Source organism: Aeromicrobium phragmitis (genome assembly GCF_003674095.1).
GTDB classification, from domain to species: Bacteria; Actinomycetota; Actinomycetes; order Propionibacteriales; family Nocardioidaceae; genus Aeromicrobium; species Aeromicrobium phragmitis.
Map to the genome: position 1 here is coordinate 440633 of NZ_RDBF01000001.1, position 18284 is coordinate 458916.

Below are 18284 nucleotides of genomic sequence, written 5' to 3' on the forward strand. Positions count from 1 at the left end.
TCTCGTCATGACAGCCTCGACCGACCAGCGCACGCTCGTGATCGTGCCCGCCTGGAACGAACAAGCCAACATCGCGAGCACGGTGCGCGAGATTCGTTCGGCCACGCCGACCTTCGACGTCGTGGTCATCGATGACGGTTCGACCGATCACACCGCTCGCGAAGCCCGCGACGCAGGAGCGGTCGTTCTGCAGCTGCCCTTCAACCTCGGTGTCGGCGGCGCGATGCGTACCGGATTCCGTTACGCCGAGCGGCACGACTACGACCGGGCGATCCAGGTGGACGCCGACGGTCAGCATGATCCGGCGGACATCCTTCGGGTCCTCGACGGCCTGGAGCGGGCGGACATCTCCATCGGTGCGCGATTCGCCGAGCGCGGCGAGTACACGGTGCGGGGGCCTCGGCGCTGGGCGATGGTGCTGCTGGCGTTCGTCCTGTCCCGCATCGCCCGCACCAAGCTGACCGACGTGACCTCCGGCTTTCGCGCCGCGAACCGCCGTGCGATCCGCCAGTACGTCGCCTATTACCCCGCCGAGTACCTGGGCGACACCATCGATTCGCTCGTCGCGGCGGTCCACAGCGGACTGACCGTGACGCAGGTGCCGGTGGAGATGCGGCAACGCCGCCACGGCCAGCCGAGCCAACGGCCGATCGGCGCGATGGTCTACCTGTTCCGCTCGGTCTTCGCGCTCGTGTTCGCCGTGCTGCGCCAACCCGTCGCGCCGCGGGAGGAGACGCTCTGATGGTCGTCGTGATCACCGCCATGACGGTGCTGTTCATCGCCGTCGTCGTGCTCATGCTGCTGCGGCGCCAGTTGCAAGAGAAGTACGCCGTGCTGTGGATCGTGGTCGGCGTCGCGATGCTCGTGCTCGAGGTGTCCCCGCCCCTGCTCGGATGGCTCGCGTCGGCCGCGGGGGTTCAGGTGCCCTCCAACCTGCTGTTCTTCCTCGGCATCGTCCTGCTGCTCGGGGTGAGCCTGCACCTGTCGTGGGAGCTCTCGCGAGCCGAGGATGAGATCCGCCGGGTCGCCGAGGAGGTCACCCTGCTCCGGGCCGAGATGGAGCGGATCACGCCCGACGTCGCCCCGACCGACGCCGACGATGAGTGACGCAGGCTCGACCTGGGCCGTTCTCTCGGTCTATTCCCCGGACCGCTCGCTCCTTGCGAACCTCGAGGCCATCGGTGAGCAGGTCGACCGCGTCATCGTCGTCGATGATCACGGACCTGAGCCGGACGAGGAGCTGTTCATCGCTCTCGTCGAGCAGGGGGTGGAGCTGTACCGACAGCCGGACAACCTCGGCATCGCCGCGGCGCTGAACCGCGGCATCGCGGTGGCTTTCGCACGAGGTGCCGACGCGGTGGTCCTCTTCGATCAGGACTCCGCACCGCCCCCGGGGATGATCGCGGCGTTGCGTCGCACGGTGGACGAGGCCAAGGAGGCGGGTATCGACGCCGCATTCGCCGTCCCGGAGTTCTGGTCCGCGACCCGCCAGGTGATGGCGACCGACCCCTCCGGCGTCCTGCTCGCGCGCGAACCCATCCAGTCGGGCACCTACCTGCCGCGGTCGTCCTGGGAGGATCTCGGACCGCTCCGCGAAGACCTGTTCATCGACCTGGTGGACGTCGAGTACGCCCTGCGCGCCGAGGCCGCGGGGATGCCGCCGGTCGCCGCCCCGGGGACTCGGCTCGGGCACCGACTGGGTGCTGCGTACCGCCGGCCGTGGTGGGCCGGAGGATTCGCGCGTTCGCCCCTCCCCGCGACGGTCACGCTCAGTGCGCCGTTCCGGTACTACTACCGCGTCCGCAACAGGCGGGTCCTCAACCGCGCCTACGGCCGCCGATTCTCGGGTCGCCTGGCCATCGCCACCCTCGTCGAGGCGCTGCACGCGGTGGAGGTCGTCGCGTTCTCGCGGCCTCGCTCGCGGATGCTCCGGGCCATGGTCCGGGGCTGGCGCGACGGAGGCGGCGAATCCGCACTCGGTCGGATGCCCGAGGCCGTGCTGGCCGACCTCAGGACGGTGAGGTGGGCGTTGCGGCCTCTCGCCGCAACAGCCGAGCCGCCGGAATGATCAACGCGGTCATGGTGATGACCTCCGAGGTCAGCACGCCGATCGCGATGACCGTCGCCGAGCCGGACGCGGCGCCCGAGATCATCACCGTCAAGCCCGCGAGCGCCGAGACGCAGGTGACCGCGAGGACGAGCCGGAACCGCCCGTGGGGGACGAGCACGTTGCGGATGAACGGGGTCGTCGAGGAGATGCAGACGAAGGCGAGGCCGAACAGCAGACACGCTATGGGCGTCGCCTTGACGTCCTGACCGAACGCGATCGCGGTTGCCCAGGGGCCGAGGATCGCGATGCCCAAGCCACCGGCGACGCCGAGGGTCACGTGACTGATGATGGCGAGCCGGTGCCGCGCAGGTCGGTCCGTCGCGTCCCTCTCGAGCACCCAGCCCTGAAACGCATTGCCGAAAGCCACCACCGCGAGCAGGCCCAGGCGGTAGACGCGGTCGGCCGAGGCGAACGGGTTGGCGTCGGCGACCGGGAGTCCGGCGGACGCGATCGGCACCGGCGTGGCGCCGTAACTGTTGGACACCGTGTCGATCGCGGCCGTCGGGAGCTGAGCGCGCAGCGCGTGCCGCACCTCGCCGACGCTGAGCCGGCCGGTATGGTGCCCGCGCATCTCCCGGCGGGCGTGGGCGGCGTACGCGACGATGCAGAACAGCGCGAGCAAGACGGCATACCAGGTGATCTGGCCGGTGAGGAGCACGAGGACGACCGCGCCGGCGGCGGCGAGCAGCTTCGGAAGGACGTCGTAGAGCGTGAGCTTGGCGGGCTGACCGGCACCGATGCAGAACCACGACGGGGAGAAGCCGCCCAACGCCGAGGCGAGCGCGATGGCGACGGCGTCGAAGCGGTACGCCGGACTGGCCACCGCTGCGGCGATGATCGCCGCGAGCGGAAGGACGATGGCGGCGGCGATCGCACGCGTGTAGAAGCTCTCGGCAAGGATGTGCGCGCGTTCGTCCTGATCGGCGGCCCGCGCGATCCGTACCGGTCCGGCGATGCTCCAGCCGAACATCATCACGATCATCCCGATGAGCCCGACGCTCTGACCGGCGGCGAAACTGGCCCAGCCCTCCGGTGCCACCCGAGTGATGACGGGCAGGATCAGCATCGGAGCGAAGGCGGCGAGCACCGGCCCGCCGGTGAAGCCCGCTAGCCTCGTGGTGATGGAGCGGCGCACAGAGCGGAAGTCTACGGTGCCGCGCCAGCGAAAGGGTTCGACGTGAAGAGGGGCGATTCGTGAGCGCGGTACGCGTCAGCGTGTGCATGGCGACCTACAACGGAGCCCAGTACCTGGCCGAACAGGTCGACTCGATCCTCAGCCAGCTCACCGACGACGACGAGCTCGTCGTCGTCGATGACGGCAGCACCGACGCCACGGTCGCCATGCTCGAAGCGCTCGAGGATCCGAGGGTCAGCGTGCGGCGGACCGCCCGGAACCTCGGGTACGTCGGGGCCTTCGGAGAGGCGATGGCCGCGGCGCGCGGCGAGTACCTGGTGCTGAGCGATCAGGACGACGTCTGGCCGGCTGGTCGTGTCGAGGTGCTGGTCGCCGCGTTGAGCGAGGCGGAGGTGGCCGTCGGCAACGTCGTCGACCTGGAGCACCGACGTCCCCTGCCGTCGCCCGTGCGCCGCACGCCCTGGCAGCTGTCCTCGTCGACCTCGCGCCAGCATCGCCGCAATCTGCTGCGGATCTGGGCGGGCGTCATCCCCTACTTCGGTTCGGCCATGGCGCTGCGCCGGTCGGCACTCGAGCGGGTGCTGCCGTTGCCGAGCTATCTCGGTGAATCGCACGACTTGTGGATCGCGACCGTCGCGAACGTCGACGGCTCGATCCGTCACCTCGACGACGTGGTCGTGTGGCGGCGGCTGCACGAGACGAACGCCTCGAGCTCGCGGCCCCGGTCCGTCGGGCCCGTACTGCGCGCGCGCCTCATGCTGCTGCGGCTGGCCGTCGAGGCGCGGCGCCGCCGATCACGGCCCCAGCAGATGCGCGAACGCTGAGCCGATCCCGCGGACGTCGCGCTGCAGCAGCGCTCCCGGCAGCACCGTCGCCGCGTGGAGTCGCGAGAAGATCCGCAGGCGGGCAGCTCGGGCGGTACGCCGCCAGCCGTGCTCGACCGCGAGGCGGTGCGCGAGCCGGTAGTAGCGCCGCTCGTCGCGGAATCGCGAGCCGCCGACCAATGCGGCCATCGAGGCGCTTCCCTCGTGGCGGCGGTAGGCGAAGACGATGTCGGGCGTGTAGACGAGACAGCCGCCGGCGTACGCGATGTCCATGAGCAGAGCGAGGTCCTGGATGACGGGGAAGCCATCGCGGAAGTCGTGCCGGCGGAGCGTCTCGGTGCGGAAGGTCAACGAGGGCCAGTAGAGCCAGTTGCCGCGGATGAGGCTGGTCGCGAGGTCCTCGGCGGCCAGGGCGGTCTCCTCGCGCGGCGCCAGAAGCCGGCGCTTGACCCGGTCCACGAGTGGCAGCGACGGCTCGCCGTGCTCATCGATCACCCGCACACCGGGCTGGATGATGTCCACGCCCGGGTGACGAGCGATCGCCCCCTTGACGGCGCGGACGTAGCCGGGGTCGAAGAGGTCGTCGCTTCCGGGGATGCAGACATAGTCGGCGGTCGCGCGTTGCGCCGCCTGCGCGAAGTTCGCCGTGATCCCCACGTTCTGCTCGTGGCGGACGTAGGTGACGCGGGGATCGGGGTGCTCCCGGTAGCGCTCGTACGCCGTGAGATCGGGGTAGTGATCGTCGAGGATCGTCAGCGTCCAGTCGTCATCGTCCTGGGCGAGCACCGAGTCGACGGTGAGCGTGAGCAGGTCCGGATCGCCCCAGTAGGGGATCACGATGTCGACGGCGGCCACGAGGAATCAGTCTAGGCCGCAGGAGTAGCGGGTTCTCTCATGCTGATGAGGTCGTTCCCCACGCGACCAGGGCCGTTCCGCGGTTGGGGAAGGCGCGTTGAAGCTTGCGGAAAGGCCAGGTGCCCACTGACGTCAGAGTTCCGGCCACCGAGGAAGAGGGTTGGAAGAGCCTTCCGCTCCGCGCGGTGCGGTCCGCGACCGTGCCGTCCTCGCGCAGCGAGGCGCGACGGCCGGCCAATTGGTTGCGGACTCCCTCGAGCACATAACCCAGCGGGGCGCCGTAGAGGCGAGTGCCGACGTTCTGAAGGCCGGCACCACTCAGCAAGGCGGACAGCCCAGCTGGGTCGTATCGGCGGTAGTGGCCGACCGCCTCGTCCATCGGCCCGAAACGAGATTGCCACGCGGGCACCGAGAGCACGACAAGCCCGCCCGGGCGTAGTCGGCTCACCCACTCGTCGAGAGCTGCCGCGTCGTCCTCGATGTGCTCGAGAACCTCGAACGCGCAGACGATGTCGAAGGACTCGCTCGCCGGAAGGGACGAGACGGGGCCGCAGACGATGGTGCCGTCGATGCCGGCCTGGTCGAAACGCTGCTGCGCGACGGACGCGCTCGCTTCGTCCAGCTCGACGCCGGTGTAGTCGTGCGCCGACCCGATGCGGACTCCGAACGAGCCCTGGCCGCAGCCGACTTCGAGCACTCGGCTCGTTCGTCTGGGGAACAACGGGGCGACGATCTCCCAGCGCAGCTGAGCATAGGGCGTCAACGGGGCGATGGTGTTCCCCTTGAAACCGGGCAGGATGGGCGTGGCTGCGTCTGGGTCGTTCATGAATCTCTTCCTGTCGACTGTCCACGGACACGATACTGGTCCGGCAAGCCTTGGAACGGCTCCGTGAGCGCGGGGCGGGCACTATCGTGGGCTCGACGCGAGAGGAGCGGCCATGAGTGCGTGGACGACGGACATCTTGGGGGAGCCGTACGAGCGGCGGATCATCGACCTCGGAGTCGACCCCGACGGGGAGGGGACGGTCAGCGCGACGCTGGTGCGCCGCAGCGTCGCCGGCGCCCCGCGCGCGGCCGTCATCTACGTGCACGGGTTCACCGACTACTTCTTTCAGAAGGAGTTCGCCGAGTTCTTCACCGACCAGCAGATCGCGTTCTACTCGCTCGACCTGCGCAAGTGCGGACGCTCCCTGCGAGACGGGCACACGGCCCACTACGTCTCCGACCTCGCCCACTACGACGCCGAGCTCGAGGAGTCACTGCGCATCGTGCAGGAGGACACCGGGGCGCCGGTGTACTTCGCCGCCCATTCGACCGGCGGGCTCATCGTCCCGCTGTGGCTCGACCGGATGAACCGCGCGAGTGGGTCCAAGGCACGCGGCGTGGCGGGTCTCATCCTCAACAGCCCCTGGTTCGACCTCCAGGGAGCGCCGTGGATGCGCGGGATCGGTACGGAGGCGGTCCGGCTCGCCGCGCGGGTGAAGCCGAAGACGATCCTGCGGCTCCCGGCGCTGGAGGCCTATGGCGCGAGCCTTCACGTTTCCCGGGGCGGGGAGTGGGACTACGAGTTGGCCTGGAAACCGCTCTCGGGGTTCCCGGTCACCGTCGGCTGGCTCAACGCCGTGCGATGGGGACACGCACGGCTCCACCGGGGCCTGGACATCGGCGTTCCGTCGCTCGTCCTGCGCTCTGACCGGTCGCGTCTGCTGGCCCGTTCCAGCGAGGAGGTCGACACCGTCGACGCCGTGCTCGACGTCCGGCAGATCGCTCGCTGGGCCGGGTGTCTGGGCGATGAAGTTACCTCCGTGCCGATCCCACAGGCCCGGCACGACATCTTCCTCTCCCGCAAGGACGCGCGCGATCACGCCTACGGCGTGGTCGCGGACTGGCTGGACCGGCACCCGCCTTCCGCAGGGTGACCGGCCCGCGGCCCCGTGTCGTTCCCGATCGTTAGGCTCGACCTCGTGGACGCACCCCTGGCTCTCTACCGCCGTTACCGGCCCGAGACCTTCGCCGAGGTCATCGGCCAAGACCACGTCACCGAGCCGCTCCGTCACGCCCTCGCGGCCAACCGGGTCCACCACGCGTACTTGTTCTCCGGACCCCGCGGCTGCGGCAAGACCACCAGCGCTCGCATCCTGGCCCGGGCTCTCAACTGCGAGAAGGCCCCGATCGCCGATCCCTGCGGCGAGTGCCAGAGCTGCCGCGACCTCGCGCGCGGTGGCCCCGGCAGTGTCGACGTCATCGAGATCGACGCCGCGAGCCATGGCGGCGTCGACGACGCCCGCGACCTGCGCGAGCGGGCGTTCTTCGCGCCGGTCAGCAGCCGCTACAAGGTGTACATCATCGACGAGGCGCACATGGTCTCCCCGCAGGGGTTCAACGCGCTGCTCAAGCTCGTCGAGGAACCCCCGCCGCACCTCAAGTTCATCTTCGCCACGACCGAGCCGGACAAGGTCATCGGCACGATCCGGTCCCGCACGCACCACTATCCGTTCCGGCTGGTGCCGCCCAAGCAGCTCGGCGACTACCTTCACCAGCTGTGCGAAGCGGAGGGCGTGCGCCTGGAGCCCACCGCCCTCCCGCTCGTGGTGCGGGCAGGTGCGGGTTCGGTCCGCGACACCCTCAGTGTTCTCGATCAGCTCCTCGGCGGCGCCGGCCCCGAGGGCGTCACGTACGAGCTCGCGGTGCAGCTGCTCGGCTACACCCCCGACTCGTTGCTCGACGAGGCCGTCTCGGCATTCGCCGCCCGCGACGGTGGCACCGTCTTCTCGGTGGTCGACAAGGTCATCGAGTCCGGCCAGGATCCTCGCCGATTCGCCGAGGATCTTCTCCAGCGTCTGCGCGACCTCGTGATCCTCGCAGCGGTGCCCACCGCTATCGAGACGGGCCTGCTCGACGTTCCGGGCGATCGCGCCGAGCGGCTGGCTCAGCAGGTGTCGGGTTTCGGTCCGTCGGAGCTCACTCGTGCCGCCGACATCGTCAGTGCTGCGCTCACCGACTTCCGGGGGGCCACCGCGCCTCGGCTCATGCTCGAGCTCATGTGCGCCCGCATCCTCGTGCCGGGCGCCGACAACTCGACGGAAGGGTTCCAGGCGCGCCTCGAACGCATCGAGCGCCGGCTGTCCGGAGGCGGCACGGCGCCGGCTCCCGATCACGCCCCGGTCGCGCCACCCGCGCCGCCGGCACCATCGGACCGTCCCGCGGGGGGCGGTGAGCTATCCCGTACTGCGACACCCGTGGTCCGTGGTGAGGCACCGCCCGACCCCGCTCCCGCCGACCCGCCCACGCCCTCAGCGGCGGCACCCGGGGCGAGCGGTGAGCCATCCCGCACGTCGGCGCCTGGGGTGCGTGCTGACGCACCGCCCGAGCAGTCGGTGCCCGAGCCTCCCAGCGCTCCCGCGCCGACGCCCGCGCCTGCGCCTGCGCCTTCGTCCGTCTCCGCGCCGCCCGCGGCCGCGGCAGAGTCCGCTCCGGAGCAGCCGGCTCCCGGTGCCCTCACCACGGCCGACGTTCGGCGGCTCTGGCCGCAGCTCCTCGATCGCATCCAGCACCTGCGACGGTTCACCTGGGTCATGCTCAGCCAGAACGCTCAAGTCGCCGGTGTACAGGGCTCCACGCTGACGATTTCACTGGTCAACGCCGGAGCGCGCGACTCGTTCATGAACAGTGGCTCGGACCGCATCGTGGCCCAGGCCCTGCAGGACGTTCTCGGTGTCGACTGGCGCATCGAAGCGATCGTCGATCCCGCGACGCAACCGGGGCCTGGCGGCGGCGCGAGCCAGAGCGTCCCCCAGGCTCCGCCACCCGATCCGAGCCGGCCCGTCGCGCAGGTTCCCGACGCCGTCCGTCAAGCGCTTCGGGAGCCGGCACCGCAGCGCGCGGCCTCCGTCGATCCCGACGCGGGAGTCGACCCCGACGACCCGGTGCTCGACAACGGGGCCGCCGACGCCGAGGCGCTGCTGGCCGAGCAACTCGGCGCACAGGTCATCGACGAGTCCGAGGGCTGAGGTGTCCGTCGGCCGTGAGCCGATCGGGCTCGATGCCTCACCGACCGACGTCGTCCGGGCCCTTCGGGGCCGCCATCGCCTCGTCGCGCTGATCGGTTCGGGCTGGAGCGTCGGCGACGCGCTCATCGCCTGCGACCCGGTGCGCGAGCTGGAGGCGTGGGACGACATCGACCTCCCCGACGTGGGTGCGCAGGAGGGGTTCGGTGGGGGCTGGATCGGCTCCTGGGGCTACCAGTTGGGCTCCGAGGTCGAGGCGTTGCCGCCGTCCCCGCCCCGACCGATCCCCACACCGCCGTTGCGGGTCGGCTTCTATGACGTCGTGGTCCGCCGTGTGCGCGGGCAGTGGTGGCTGGAGTGGCTCGCCGGTGCCGATCCGGCACGCCTCGCCTCGCTTCGCGCGGCGCTCGGCGAGGAGCCCGCTCGTCGTCCGTTCTCTGTCGGCGACCTTCACCTCACGCCCTCACCATCCGCCCATCGTCACGCCGTCCAACGCACCATCGAACACATTCGGGCGGGCGAGGTCTTCCAGGTCAACGTCTGCGCACGGCTCGAAGGAGCCTTCACCGGCGACTCCCTCGACGCCTTCTGCGCCGGGGTCGAGCAGTTGGCACCGGCCTTCGCGGCGTACGTGGCCGACGACCACGGAGCCATCGCCAGCTGGTCGCCGGAGTTGTTCCTGCGCCGGCGCGGCGACGCCGTGCTGACGTCGCCGATCAAGGGCACGGCGGCACTCGACGCCGATCCGGCCGAACTGCTCGCCTCGGGCAAGGACCGGGCCGAGAACGTCATGATCGTCGACCTCATGCGCAACGACCTCGGGCGCGTCGCAGAACCCGGGAGCGTGGAGGTGCCGTCGCTCACGCGGCTGGAGCGGCACGCGGTCTGGCACCTGGTGTCCGACGTCACGGCGACGGTTCGTGCGCCGCACTCCGCCTTGCTGCGGGCCACCTTCCCGCCCGGGTCGGTGACGGGCGCGCCGAAAGTGCGGGCCATGGAGCTGGTCGCCACCGACCTCGAGACCACGGCCCGTGAGGCCTACACGGGCGCGATCGGTTACGTCAGTTCGTCGGCCGGCCTGGAGTTCAACGTCGCGATTCGCACGGTGGAGTTCGCCCGAGGTCGGATGTGGCTGGGAGTCGGCGGAGGGGTGGTGGCTGACAGCGACCCCGACGCGGAACTCGCCGAGTGCTTCGTGAAGGCTCGTCCGCTCGCCCGCGTCCTCGGAGCCCGTCTCGTCGACGACGCCGGACCAGGGAGCGGGGCCGTCACCGCGTCTCGGCCTCGTCCGGCGGCAGTCGATGTGTCGGCCGGGGTCTTCACCACACTCCTCGTGCGAGATGGACGGCCCCAGTTCGTCGACGCGCACGTCTCCCGCCTGGCGGCGAGCGCACGCGAACTCTACGGGCACGACATCGCGGCGACGGCGCGACGACTCCTCATCGAGCGGGCGCGCGAGGTGCCGGGAACCCAGCGGCTGCGCGCGGCCGTCGCTCCGTCGGGGCAGGTGACCGTCACCGCTGCCCCTCTGGACCCGGGGCCGTCGTCCTGGCGGCTCGTCCCGCAGCGTCTCGACGGCGGGCTCGGGGCCCACAAGTGGGTGGACCGCAGTGCCCTGCCGACCGTCTCGGCCGAGCCGTTGCTGATCGACGGTGACGACGTGCTGGAGACGGGACGGGCCTCGGTGTTCGCGGTGCTCGACGACGGCGTGCACACGCCCGCGCTCGACGGCCGCATCCTGCCCGGCACCATGCGCGCCGCCGTGATCGAGTGTGCCCACGACCACGGAATTCCGGTGTACGAACGCAGACTTCGACTCGGTGAGCTCGCGCATGCGTCCGAGGTGTTCGCCACCAACGCACTGCGCGGCATCGTCCCGGTCCACGAGGTCGACGGTGCCGGTCGCTGGGCAGTCCCGGGCCCGGTCGCGACACTGCTGTCGTCGGCACCGAAGGACGTGCTCGCCACGACGACCGGCGAGGGCACGCGAGTCCTGTTCATCGACAACCACGACTCGTTCGTCTTCAATCTGGTCCAGTACGCCCGCGAGCTGGGGGCGGAGGCCGTCGTCGTGCGGTCCGACGCCGCGCTTCCCGACGTCAGGGAGTTCAGCCACGTCGTGATCTCCCCGGGGCCCGGGGGGCCGCAGGACGCGGGTATCAGTGCGGAGGCCGTCCGCGCCGCGGCCGCGTTCGAGATCCCAGTCCTCGGCGTGTGCCTGGGGCATCAGGTCATCGCCGAGGCCTTCGGGGGCAGGGTCGCCCGGGCAGCAGAGCCGGTGCACGGCAAGCCGGTCCTCGTCCGGCACGAAGGACTGGGGGTGCTCGCGGACCTGCCGTCGCCGTTCACGGCGGCGCGCTACCACTCACTGGCGGTCGAGACCGTTCCCCCGGAGCTGGCGGTGACGGCCCGGACCGGTTCGGGCATCGTCATGGCGATCCGCCACCGTCAGTTGCCGATCGAGGGCGTGCAGTTTCATCCGGAGTCGATCCTCACGCGCCACGGCCACGCGCTGCTCGGCGCGTTCCTCGCATCGCGCTGACGGCAGGGGGCTGCGGTTCAGGCCGTCCAGGTGATCGGGGCGTCGAGCACCTCGGGGTACTTCTCCTGCGCGTATCGCACGTACTCGTCGATGTGGTCGGCCATCGCCCGGGCAGCGGCGTCACCGTCGTGTGCGGCGATCGCCGCACAGATGGTGGTGTGCGCTCCGTACACCTCTTCGCGGCGGCGGCCGGGGAACTCGATCCCGAGAGCCGACGCGGCGAGAATGTCGAGCAACGCTTCGACGAGGTAGCCGAACACCGGGTTACCGGAGCTGTGGGCGATGAGGACGTGGAACCGGCGGTTCTCCTCGAGGAACACCAGTTCGTCGTCCATCTGCTCATGCATCGTCTCGACGCTCTCGCGAAGCTCGGCAAGCGCGTCGTCGCTCATCTGCTCGGCCGCGAGCCGCGCCGTCAAGGTCTCGACGGTCGCCCGGGCGTCGGCGATGGCTCGGTGGGAGGCGTCAGCGAACTGCAGCAGCAGGCTCAGGGCCGCCGACAGCGAGCTCGAATCGGGCCGTTCCACCACGGGGCCGCCACCGGGCCCCGGACGGAGGCTGATGACTCCTTGTAGTTCCAAGTAGCGCAGTGATTCGCGGAGCGTGCCCCGACCGACCTGGTATTGCTCGAGCATCGCTCGTTCCGGCGGTAGCCGCTCGCCGACCTGGTTACCGCGGCGATTGATATCGGCCACGATGCGTTGCGCCACCAGCATGGCCGTCTTCTGCGGCCGAGGCGCGCTTCGTGCTCCCATGTGGTCCCTCCACCTTGATGCCGAATTCCCCCGAGGTTACTGGTGAGTCAGTTGACGAAGCATACGCAGGAATTGGCACGGAAGCGAGCGGAACGGGCGGGACATGGACGTTCATCCCACTTCTCGGGAGGCCGTCGTCCGCCGTCCCGGCGGTGACACCGCGCGCGATCGCGCGCGTCGCAGCGGTCGCTGGTCCTGACCGACTAGGCTGGGCAGGTGTACGAGAGCGTGATCCAGGACCTCATCGAGGAGCTCGGCCAGCTGCCCGGCATCGGTCCGAAGAGCGCTCAGCGCATCGCCTTCCATCTCCTCGACGCCGACCCCGAGGACGTCAAGCGTCTCGCCGCCACACTCGTGGACGCCAAGACCAAGGTGCACTTCTGCGTCGTCTGCGGAAACGTCACGGTCGAGACCGAATGTCGCATCTGCGCCGATCCGCGGCGCGACCCCTCGGTGCTGTGCGTCGTGGAGGAGAGCAAGGACGTCATCGCCATCGAGCGCACCCGCGAGTTCCGCGGTCGGTACCACGTGCTGGGCGGGGCGATCAGCCCGCTGGCCGGTATCGGGCCGGACCAGTTGCGCATCAAGGAACTGCTCGGCCGGCTCCAGGACGGCACCGTCACCGAGGTCATCATCGCCACCGACCCGAATCTGGAGGGCGAGGCGACCGCCACCTACCTCATGCGGATGCTGATGCCGCTCGGCCTCAGGGTCACCAAGCTCGCCAGCGGACTGCCCGTCGGCGGCGATCTCGAGTACGCCGACGAAGTCACCCTCGGCCGCGCCTTCGAACACCGCACGTCCGTCGGCCAGTGAGGTCCTCGGCTCGAGCGAGTCGAGAAGGACCTTGCTCCGTTGGACAGTGACGTCCTCGGCTCGAGCGAGTCGAAAAGGAGCTTGCTCCGTCGGCCAGTGACCTTCGCGCGCCCACGAAGCGGGAGGTGAGCGGAGGTTGCGGGGCGAGTGCGTAGACTAAGCGGTGGCGCAGCGTGGCGTTCATGTTCCCGTCTCACCGAACCAAGGAACCCCCATGGGCATTGTCGTGCAGAAGTACGGCGGCTCGTCCGTGGCTGACGCCACGAGCATCAAGCGAGTCGCCCAACGCATCGTGGCGACCAAGAAGGCCGGCCACGACGTCGTCGTGGTCGTCTCCGCGATGGGCGACACCACCGACGAGTTGATCGATCTCGCCAACGAGGTCTCCCCGCTTCCCCCGGGCCGCGAGCTCGACATGCTGCTCACCGCCGGTGAGCGCATCTCGATGGCGCTGCTCGCGATGGCGATCGGCAACCTCGGCCAGGAAGCGCGGTCGTTCACCGGTTCGCAGGCCGGCGTCCTCACCGACGACGCGCACGGCCGGGCCAAGATCATCGACGTCACCCCCGGGCGCCTGCAGGACGCGCTGACCGAGGGCGCGATCGTGATCGTCGCGGGCTTCCAGGGCGTCTCGCAGACCACGAAGGACATCACGACGCTCGGTCGCGGTGGGTCGGACACCACGGCCGTGGCGCTGGCCGCCGCGCTCAAGGCCGAGGTGTGCGAGATCTACACCGACGTCGACGGCATCTTCACCGCCGACCCCCGGATCGAGCCGCGGGCCCGTCGCATCCGGGCGCTCTCCTACGAGGAGACGCTGGAGATGGCCGCCAACGGTGCCAAGATCCTCCACCTGCGGTGCGTCGAGTACGCCCGCCGCAACGACATGCCCATTCACGTGCGCTCCTCGTTCTCCGAGAAGCAGGGCACGTGGGTCGTGGCCGCCGACCAGGTCGCGCGCTACCTCGACAACGAATCCACGGAAGGTGACACCAGCATGGAGCAAGCCATCATCTCCGGAGTCGCCCACGACCGCAGCGAGGCCAAGATCACCGTCGTCGGCGTTCCCGACCGGGTCGGCGAGGCCGCCGCGATCCTGCGCGCGCTCGGCGACGCACAGATCAACATCGACATGATCGTGCAGAACGTGTCGGCGGCCGCGACGGCACTGACCGACATCTCCTTCACGCTCCCGCGCGCTGACGGACAGACCGCCATGACGGCGCTGGCCCGACTCAAGGACCAGGTCGGCTTCGAGCGGCTGCAGTACGACGACGGCGTCGGCAAGGTCTCGATCATCGGCGCGGGCATGCGCTCGCAGCCGGGGATCACGGCGACCTTCTTCGAGGCGCTCGCCGCCGCCGGCGTCAACATCCAGATGATCTCCACCTCGGAGATCCGCATCTCGGTCACTGTGGCCGAGAGCCATGTCGACGCGGCTGTCCGCGCGGCGCACGAGGCGTTCGGTCTCGGCACCGACGAGGTCGAGGCCGTCGTGTACGGAGGGACCGGACGATGACTCTTTCGTTGGGCGTCGTCGGGGCGACCGGGCAGGTCGGCACCGTCATGCGCAAGCTGCTGGAGGAGCGCGACTTCCCGGCTGATTCGGTCCGTTTCTTCGCTTCGAGCCGGTCCGCCGGCACCACGCTGCCGTGGAAGGGCGAGGACATCGTCGTCGAGGACGCCGAGACCGCCGATCCCAGCGGCCTGGACATCGCCCTGTTCTCCGCAGGCGCGACGATGAGCCGCGTCCAGGCCCCGCGTTTCGCCGAGGCCGGGGTCACCGTCATCGACAACTCGTCGGCGTGGCGCAAGGACCCGAACATCCCGCTGGTGGTCAGTGAGGTCAACCCGCAGGCCATCCCCGCCGGCGACGGCCCCGGCGGCCGGGGCATCATCGCCAATCCGAATTGCACCACGATGGCTGCGATGCCGGTCCTCAAGCCGCTGCATGAGGAGGCCGACCTCGTCCGCCTCGTCGTCAGCTCGTACCAGGCGGTGTCCGGTTCCGGCGTCGCCGGCGTCGAGGAGCTGCACGAGCAGGCCAGGGCGGTCGTCGACAAGGCCGACGCCCTGACGCACGACGGTCGGGCGGTCAGCTTCCCCGAGCCGAACAAGTACGTCGCACCGATCGCGTTCAACGTCCTGCCGATGGCCGGGTCGGTCGTCGACGACGGTTCCAACGAAACCGACGAGGAGCAGAAGCTCCGCAACGAGAGCCGCAAGATCCTCGGCATCCCCGATCTGCGCGTCGCCGGCACGTGCGTGCGCGTCCCGGTCTTCACCGGCCACTCGCTGTCGATCCACGCCGAGTTCGCTCGGGACATCACCGCCGAGCGCGCGACCGCGCTGCTCTCCTCGGCTCCCGGCGTCACGCTCGTCGACGTGCCCACGCCGCTGGCGGCCGCCGGGATCGACGAGAGCCTCGTGGGCCGCATCCGGCAGGACCGTTCGGTCGACGGCGATCGCGGTCTGGTGCTGTTCGTGAGCGGCGACAACCTCCGCAAGGGTGCCGCCCTCAACACGATCCAGATCGCCGAACTCCTCGTCTGACCTTGCGTTCGCGCTGAGTGTGACGTTTCGCAGGTGAAATCGCGCTCTTCGCCTGTCAAACGTCACACTCAGCGAGTACCCCCGCTGCTGAAACCGGTGTAGTCGTCGAGAACCTCGGGGTTCTGGAGGGCGCCGCGGGCAGCGGCATCGTCGACGGGTGTGCCCCGCAGGATCTTCTTGACCGGCACTTCGAGCTTCTTGCCCGACAGTGTCCGCGGTGCGGCTCGCACCTGGTGGATCTCGTCGGGTACGTGCCGCGGCGACAGTCGGGACCGCAGTTCGCGACGGATGCGCTGGCGGAGGTCCTCGTCCAGCGCGGAGCCGTCTGCAGTCGCGACGAACAGCAGGAGACGTCCCGCCCCTCCCTCATCGTCCTCCAGGTGCACGACGAGGCTGTCAGCGACCTCGGGGAGCGACTCGACGACGCTGTAGAACTCCGAGGTGCCCAAGCGGACGCCGCCGCGGTTCAACGTCGCGTCGCTGCGTCCGGTGATGACGCAGCTGCCGTACTCGGTGATACGAATCCAGTCGCCGTGGCGCCAGACGCCGGGAATGTTCTCGAAGTACGCGGCCCGGTAGCGGCTGCCGTCCGGATCGCCCCAGAAGCCGACCGGCATCGACGGCATGGGCCGGGTGACGACGAGTTCGCCGAGCTGATCGCGGACGGGCTTGCCGTCAGGGTCGACGGCGTCGACGGCGCACCCGAGGCAGCGGCAGGAGATCTCACCGGCGTAGACCGGCACGATCGGAGCCGACCCCACGAACGCGGCGCACACGTCCGTGCCGCCTGAGACCGAGCAGATCTGGACGTCCGGCCCGAACTCGTCGTGTGCCCACCGGAAGCCCTCGGCGGGCAATGGGGCGCCAGTCGAACCGACCGCGCGAAGTTCGCGGAGGTCACCGAGCTGACGCGGGTGCACGCCCTCCTTGCGGCACTGCAACAGAAACGGCGCGCTCGTGCCGAAGTAGGTCACGTCGAGTTCGTCGGCCATGCGCCACAACGCGCCGAGGTCCGGGCTGGCCGGATCGCCGTCGACCATCACGATGGTCGCGCCGGTGCCGAGACCGGAGACGAGGAAGTTCCACATCATCCAGCCCGTCGTGGAGAACCAGAAGAACCGGTCGCGGGGGCCGAGATCGCAGTGGAGGGCCAGCGCCTTGAGGTGCTCGATCGTGATGCCGCCGTGCCCGTGGACGATCGGCTTGGGGAGGCCCGTGGTGCCCGAGGAGAACAGGATGTACAGCGGTGCTGCGAAGGGGAGCCGGACGAAGTCCAGTGCGCCCGGCTCCGCAGTGAAGTCGGCCCAGGTGGTCGCACCCTCCGGTACCGGGCCGGACTCCTCGAGGTAGGGAAGCCAGACGGTGGTGCGCACGCTCGGCAGGGCGGCGCGGATCGCGTCGACCTCCTGGCGGCGGTCGATCGGCTTGGTGCCGTAGCGGTAACCGTCGACGGTGAGCAGGAGCGTCGGTTCGATCTGCTGCCACCGGTCCACGACGCTCTGGGTGCCGAACTCGGGCGCGCACGAGGTGAAGACCGCGCCCAGACTGGCGCTCGCCAAGAGCAGAACGAGGGTCTCGGGGACGTTCGGGGCATAGGCCGCCACGCGGTCACCCTGACTGACGCCGGCCCGCAACAACCCGGCCCTCGCACGAGCGACCTGGTCCCGGAACTGCGCCGCGGTCAGCGCTATGTCCTCGCGGCTCTGCGAGCGGGCGAGCACGACGACGTCGTCGTCCGCGCGCCCGGGCATACGCACCATGGCCTCGGCGTAGTTGACTCGCACGTGCGGGAACCACACGGCGCCGGGCATGACGTCCTCGGAGAGCGCCACCGAGGCATCGCCGTCGGAGGGGATGTCGAAGTAGCGCCACAGGGCGGCCCAGAACGAATCCGGTTCGTCGACGGACCACTGCCAGAGGCGTTCGTAGTCCGGGACGTCGGCGATCGACTCGGCGGACAACCACCGCATGAAGCCCTCCATCTGGCTCGATCCGTCCAGCGGTGGCGACCAGAGCACAGGGGCGGTCATGCGTCGTCTCCTTGGCGTTCGGCGAGGTCGAGGACACGGTCGGCGGCCAGGAACGCGAGCGATCCCACCGCCGGGAGGATGAGGAACGCCCAGGCGGTCGCCGCCGGCCGCAGGAAGATCGCGAGCACCAGGGCGAGCACCAGGACGGCACCCAGCGAGGCGACGGTCCATGCCCGGGGCGAACCGAGCCGGCGCAGGCAGAAGGCGGCGGTGCTCACGACGGCCACGGCGAGGAGCGCGATCGTGGCGAAACCGGCCGCTCCCGCCCCGCCGGCCACCCCGCGCACCGCTGCGACGACGGCGGTGGCGAGCGCGCCGAGGGTCGCCATCAGCAGCCCCGCGCCCGCCCCGACCACGGCAGCGGCCACCCAGTTCTCCCAGTGGGGCCAGTGCAGGTGCCGTAGCTCGGCGACGGTGAGTTCTGCGAGCAGACGGACCGCTGCGGAGGCCTTCCTCCTCGCGTTGGCAGCGTGATCGGCGAGGGAGACCCGGGGGGCGTCGAGGGGCGCGGGCTTTCGCGGGCGCCGACTGGGCCGGCGGACGCGCGGAAGGGTGGTGACCGGCCGCTCGACCGGTGGCTCGCCTTCGTGTTGGTCTGGCCTGACAGGACGGATCACGACCTTCTTGACGCGCCCCGGCGACTCCGGCTCCTCCATG

At 70.1% G+C, this 18284-nt stretch carries 16 protein-coding genes; 10 read left to right on the forward strand and 6 right to left on the reverse strand.

The features are described 5' to 3' along the window. The first annotated feature begins 7 nt into the window (after positions 1-7). The 3 genes from D9V41_RS02100 to D9V41_RS02110 are packed head-to-tail and all read left to right on the forward strand — an operon-like array spanning position 8 to position 2068. On the forward strand, positions 8-742 hold the full coding sequence (locus D9V41_RS02100; protein WP_121792854.1) for a glycosyltransferase family 2 protein: 735 nt from the start codon (positions 8-10) through the stop codon (positions 740-742). Then, a complete protein-coding gene (locus tag D9V41_RS02105; RefSeq protein ID WP_121792855.1) occupies positions 742-1107 on the forward strand; it encodes a DUF2304 domain-containing protein in 366 nt (121 codons plus the stop codon). Before D9V41_RS02100 ends, D9V41_RS02105 begins: the two co-directional genes overlap by 1 nt. After that, entirely contained in the window at positions 1100-2068 is a 969-nt protein-coding gene (locus D9V41_RS02110; RefSeq protein ID WP_166375868.1) for a glycosyltransferase, read from the forward strand. Before D9V41_RS02105 ends, D9V41_RS02110 begins: the two co-directional genes overlap by 8 nt. Here D9V41_RS02110 and D9V41_RS02115 read toward each other — a convergent pair. Next, positions 2010-3245 carry a lipopolysaccharide biosynthesis protein gene (locus tag D9V41_RS02115; RefSeq protein ID WP_133434081.1) on the reverse strand — a complete coding sequence of 412 codons (1236 nt, stop codon included), beginning with the start codon at positions 3243-3245 and terminating at the stop codon, positions 2010-2012. The two genes, D9V41_RS02110 and D9V41_RS02115, sit on opposite strands and share 59 nt — an antisense overlap. 59 nt (positions 3246-3304) lie before the next feature. On the opposite strand from D9V41_RS02115, the gene D9V41_RS02120 reads away from it, so the two are divergent. Beyond that, entirely contained in the window at positions 3305-4069 is a 765-nt protein-coding gene (locus tag D9V41_RS02120; RefSeq protein WP_208006692.1) for a glycosyltransferase, read from the forward strand. Here D9V41_RS02120 and D9V41_RS02125 read toward each other — a convergent pair. Further along, entirely contained in the window at positions 4040-4924 is an 885-nt protein-coding gene (locus D9V41_RS02125; RefSeq protein WP_121792859.1) for a glycosyltransferase family 2 protein, read from the reverse strand. The two genes, D9V41_RS02120 and D9V41_RS02125, sit on opposite strands and share 30 nt — an antisense overlap. 37 nt (positions 4925-4961) lie before the next feature. Beyond that, complete coding sequence (locus D9V41_RS02130; RefSeq protein ID WP_121792860.1) at positions 4962-5750, reverse strand: class I SAM-dependent methyltransferase; 789 nt, start codon at positions 5748-5750, stop codon at positions 4962-4964. Between the two features lie 112 nt (positions 5751-5862). On the opposite strand from D9V41_RS02130, the gene D9V41_RS02135 reads away from it, so the two are divergent. Genes D9V41_RS02135 through D9V41_RS02145 form a run of 3 tightly spaced genes read left to right on the forward strand, consistent with a single transcriptional unit; the run spans position 5863 to position 11473 of the window. Beyond that, on the forward strand, positions 5863-6843 hold the full coding sequence (locus D9V41_RS02135) for an alpha/beta hydrolase (protein ID WP_121792861.1): 981 nt from the start codon (positions 5863-5865) through the stop codon (positions 6841-6843). Positions 6844-6888: 45 nt separating this feature from the next. Further along, entirely contained in the window at positions 6889-8934 is a 2046-nt protein-coding gene (locus D9V41_RS02140; RefSeq protein WP_121792862.1) for a DNA polymerase III subunit gamma and tau, read from the forward strand. Position 8935: 1 nt separating this feature from the next. Then, positions 8936-11473 carry a chorismate-binding protein gene (locus D9V41_RS02145; RefSeq protein ID WP_208006693.1) on the forward strand — a complete coding sequence of 846 codons (2538 nt, stop codon included), beginning with the start codon at positions 8936-8938 and terminating at the stop codon, positions 11471-11473. 17 nt (positions 11474-11490) lie between these two features. On the opposite strand, the gene D9V41_RS02150 is transcribed toward D9V41_RS02145, so the two are convergent. Beyond that, positions 11491-12228, reverse strand: a complete 738-nt coding sequence (locus D9V41_RS02150) for a FadR/GntR family transcriptional regulator (protein WP_208006694.1) — start codon at positions 12226-12228, stop codon at positions 11491-11493. 216 nt (positions 12229-12444) lie between these two features. Here D9V41_RS02150 and recR point away from each other — a divergent pair, with 216 nt between their 5' ends. The 3 genes from recR to D9V41_RS02165 all read left to right on the forward strand — a co-directional run bounded on the left by recR (position 12445) and on the right by D9V41_RS02165 (position 15597). Then, positions 12445-13044, forward strand: a complete 600-nt coding sequence (gene recR / locus D9V41_RS02155; RefSeq protein WP_121792864.1) for a recombination mediator RecR — start codon at positions 12445-12447, stop codon at positions 13042-13044. A gap of 214 nt (positions 13045-13258) precedes the next feature. Further along, positions 13259-14563, forward strand: a complete 1305-nt coding sequence (locus D9V41_RS02160) for an aspartate kinase (RefSeq protein ID WP_121792865.1) — start codon at positions 13259-13261, stop codon at positions 14561-14563. After that, positions 14560-15597, forward strand: coding sequence for an aspartate-semialdehyde dehydrogenase (locus D9V41_RS02165; protein WP_121792866.1), 1038 nt, complete (start codon positions 14560-14562; stop codon positions 15595-15597). The genes D9V41_RS02160 and D9V41_RS02165 overlap by 4 nt, the downstream gene beginning before the upstream one ends. A 68-nt stretch (positions 15598-15665) precedes the next feature. Here the strand turns inward: D9V41_RS02165 and D9V41_RS02170 are convergent, their stop codons facing one another. Both D9V41_RS02170 and D9V41_RS02175 read right to left on the reverse strand, forming a co-directional pair. Then, complete coding sequence (locus tag D9V41_RS02170) at positions 15666-17627, reverse strand: acetoacetate--CoA ligase (RefSeq protein ID WP_121792867.1); 1962 nt, start codon at positions 17625-17627, stop codon at positions 15666-15668. Then, a complete protein-coding gene (locus D9V41_RS02175) occupies positions 17624-18283 on the reverse strand; it encodes a hypothetical protein (RefSeq protein ID WP_121792868.1) in 660 nt (219 codons plus the stop codon). Before D9V41_RS02175 ends, D9V41_RS02170 begins: the two co-directional genes overlap by 4 nt. Position 18284: the final 1 nt, after the last annotated feature.

Excerpts from the sequence above, each read along its gene's own strand:
- D9V41_RS02100 (WP_121792854.1), top strand. The coding sequence starts at position 8 with ATGACAGCCTCGACCGACCAGCGCACGCTCGTGATCGTGCCCGCCTGG.
- D9V41_RS02105 (WP_121792855.1), top strand. The coding sequence starts at position 742 with ATGGTCGTCGTGATCACCGCCATGACGGTGCTGTTCATCGCCGTCGTC.
- D9V41_RS02110 (WP_166375868.1), top strand. The coding sequence starts at position 1,100 with ATGAGTGACGCAGGCTCGACCTGGGCCGTTCTCTCGGTCTATTCCCCG.
- D9V41_RS02130 (WP_121792860.1), bottom strand. The coding sequence starts at position 5,750 with ATGAACGACCCAGACGCAGCCACGCCCATCCTGCCCGGTTTCAAGGGG.
- D9V41_RS02135 (WP_121792861.1), top strand. The coding sequence starts at position 5,863 with ATGAGTGCGTGGACGACGGACATCTTGGGGGAGCCGTACGAGCGGCGG.
- D9V41_RS02150 (WP_208006694.1), bottom strand. The coding sequence starts at position 12,228 with ATGGGAGCACGAAGCGCGCCTCGGCCGCAGAAGACGGCCATGCTGGTG.
- D9V41_RS02160 (WP_121792865.1), top strand. The coding sequence starts at position 13,259 with ATGGGCATTGTCGTGCAGAAGTACGGCGGCTCGTCCGTGGCTGACGCC.
- D9V41_RS02165 (WP_121792866.1), top strand. The coding sequence starts at position 14,560 with ATGACTCTTTCGTTGGGCGTCGTCGGGGCGACCGGGCAGGTCGGCACC.
- D9V41_RS02170 (WP_121792867.1), bottom strand. The coding sequence starts at position 17,627 with ATGACCGCCCCTGTGCTCTGGTCGCCACCGCTGGACGGATCGAGCCAG.
- D9V41_RS02175 (WP_121792868.1), bottom strand. The coding sequence starts at position 18,283 with ATGGAGGAGCCGGAGTCGCCGGGGCGCGTCAAGAAGGTCGTGATCCGT.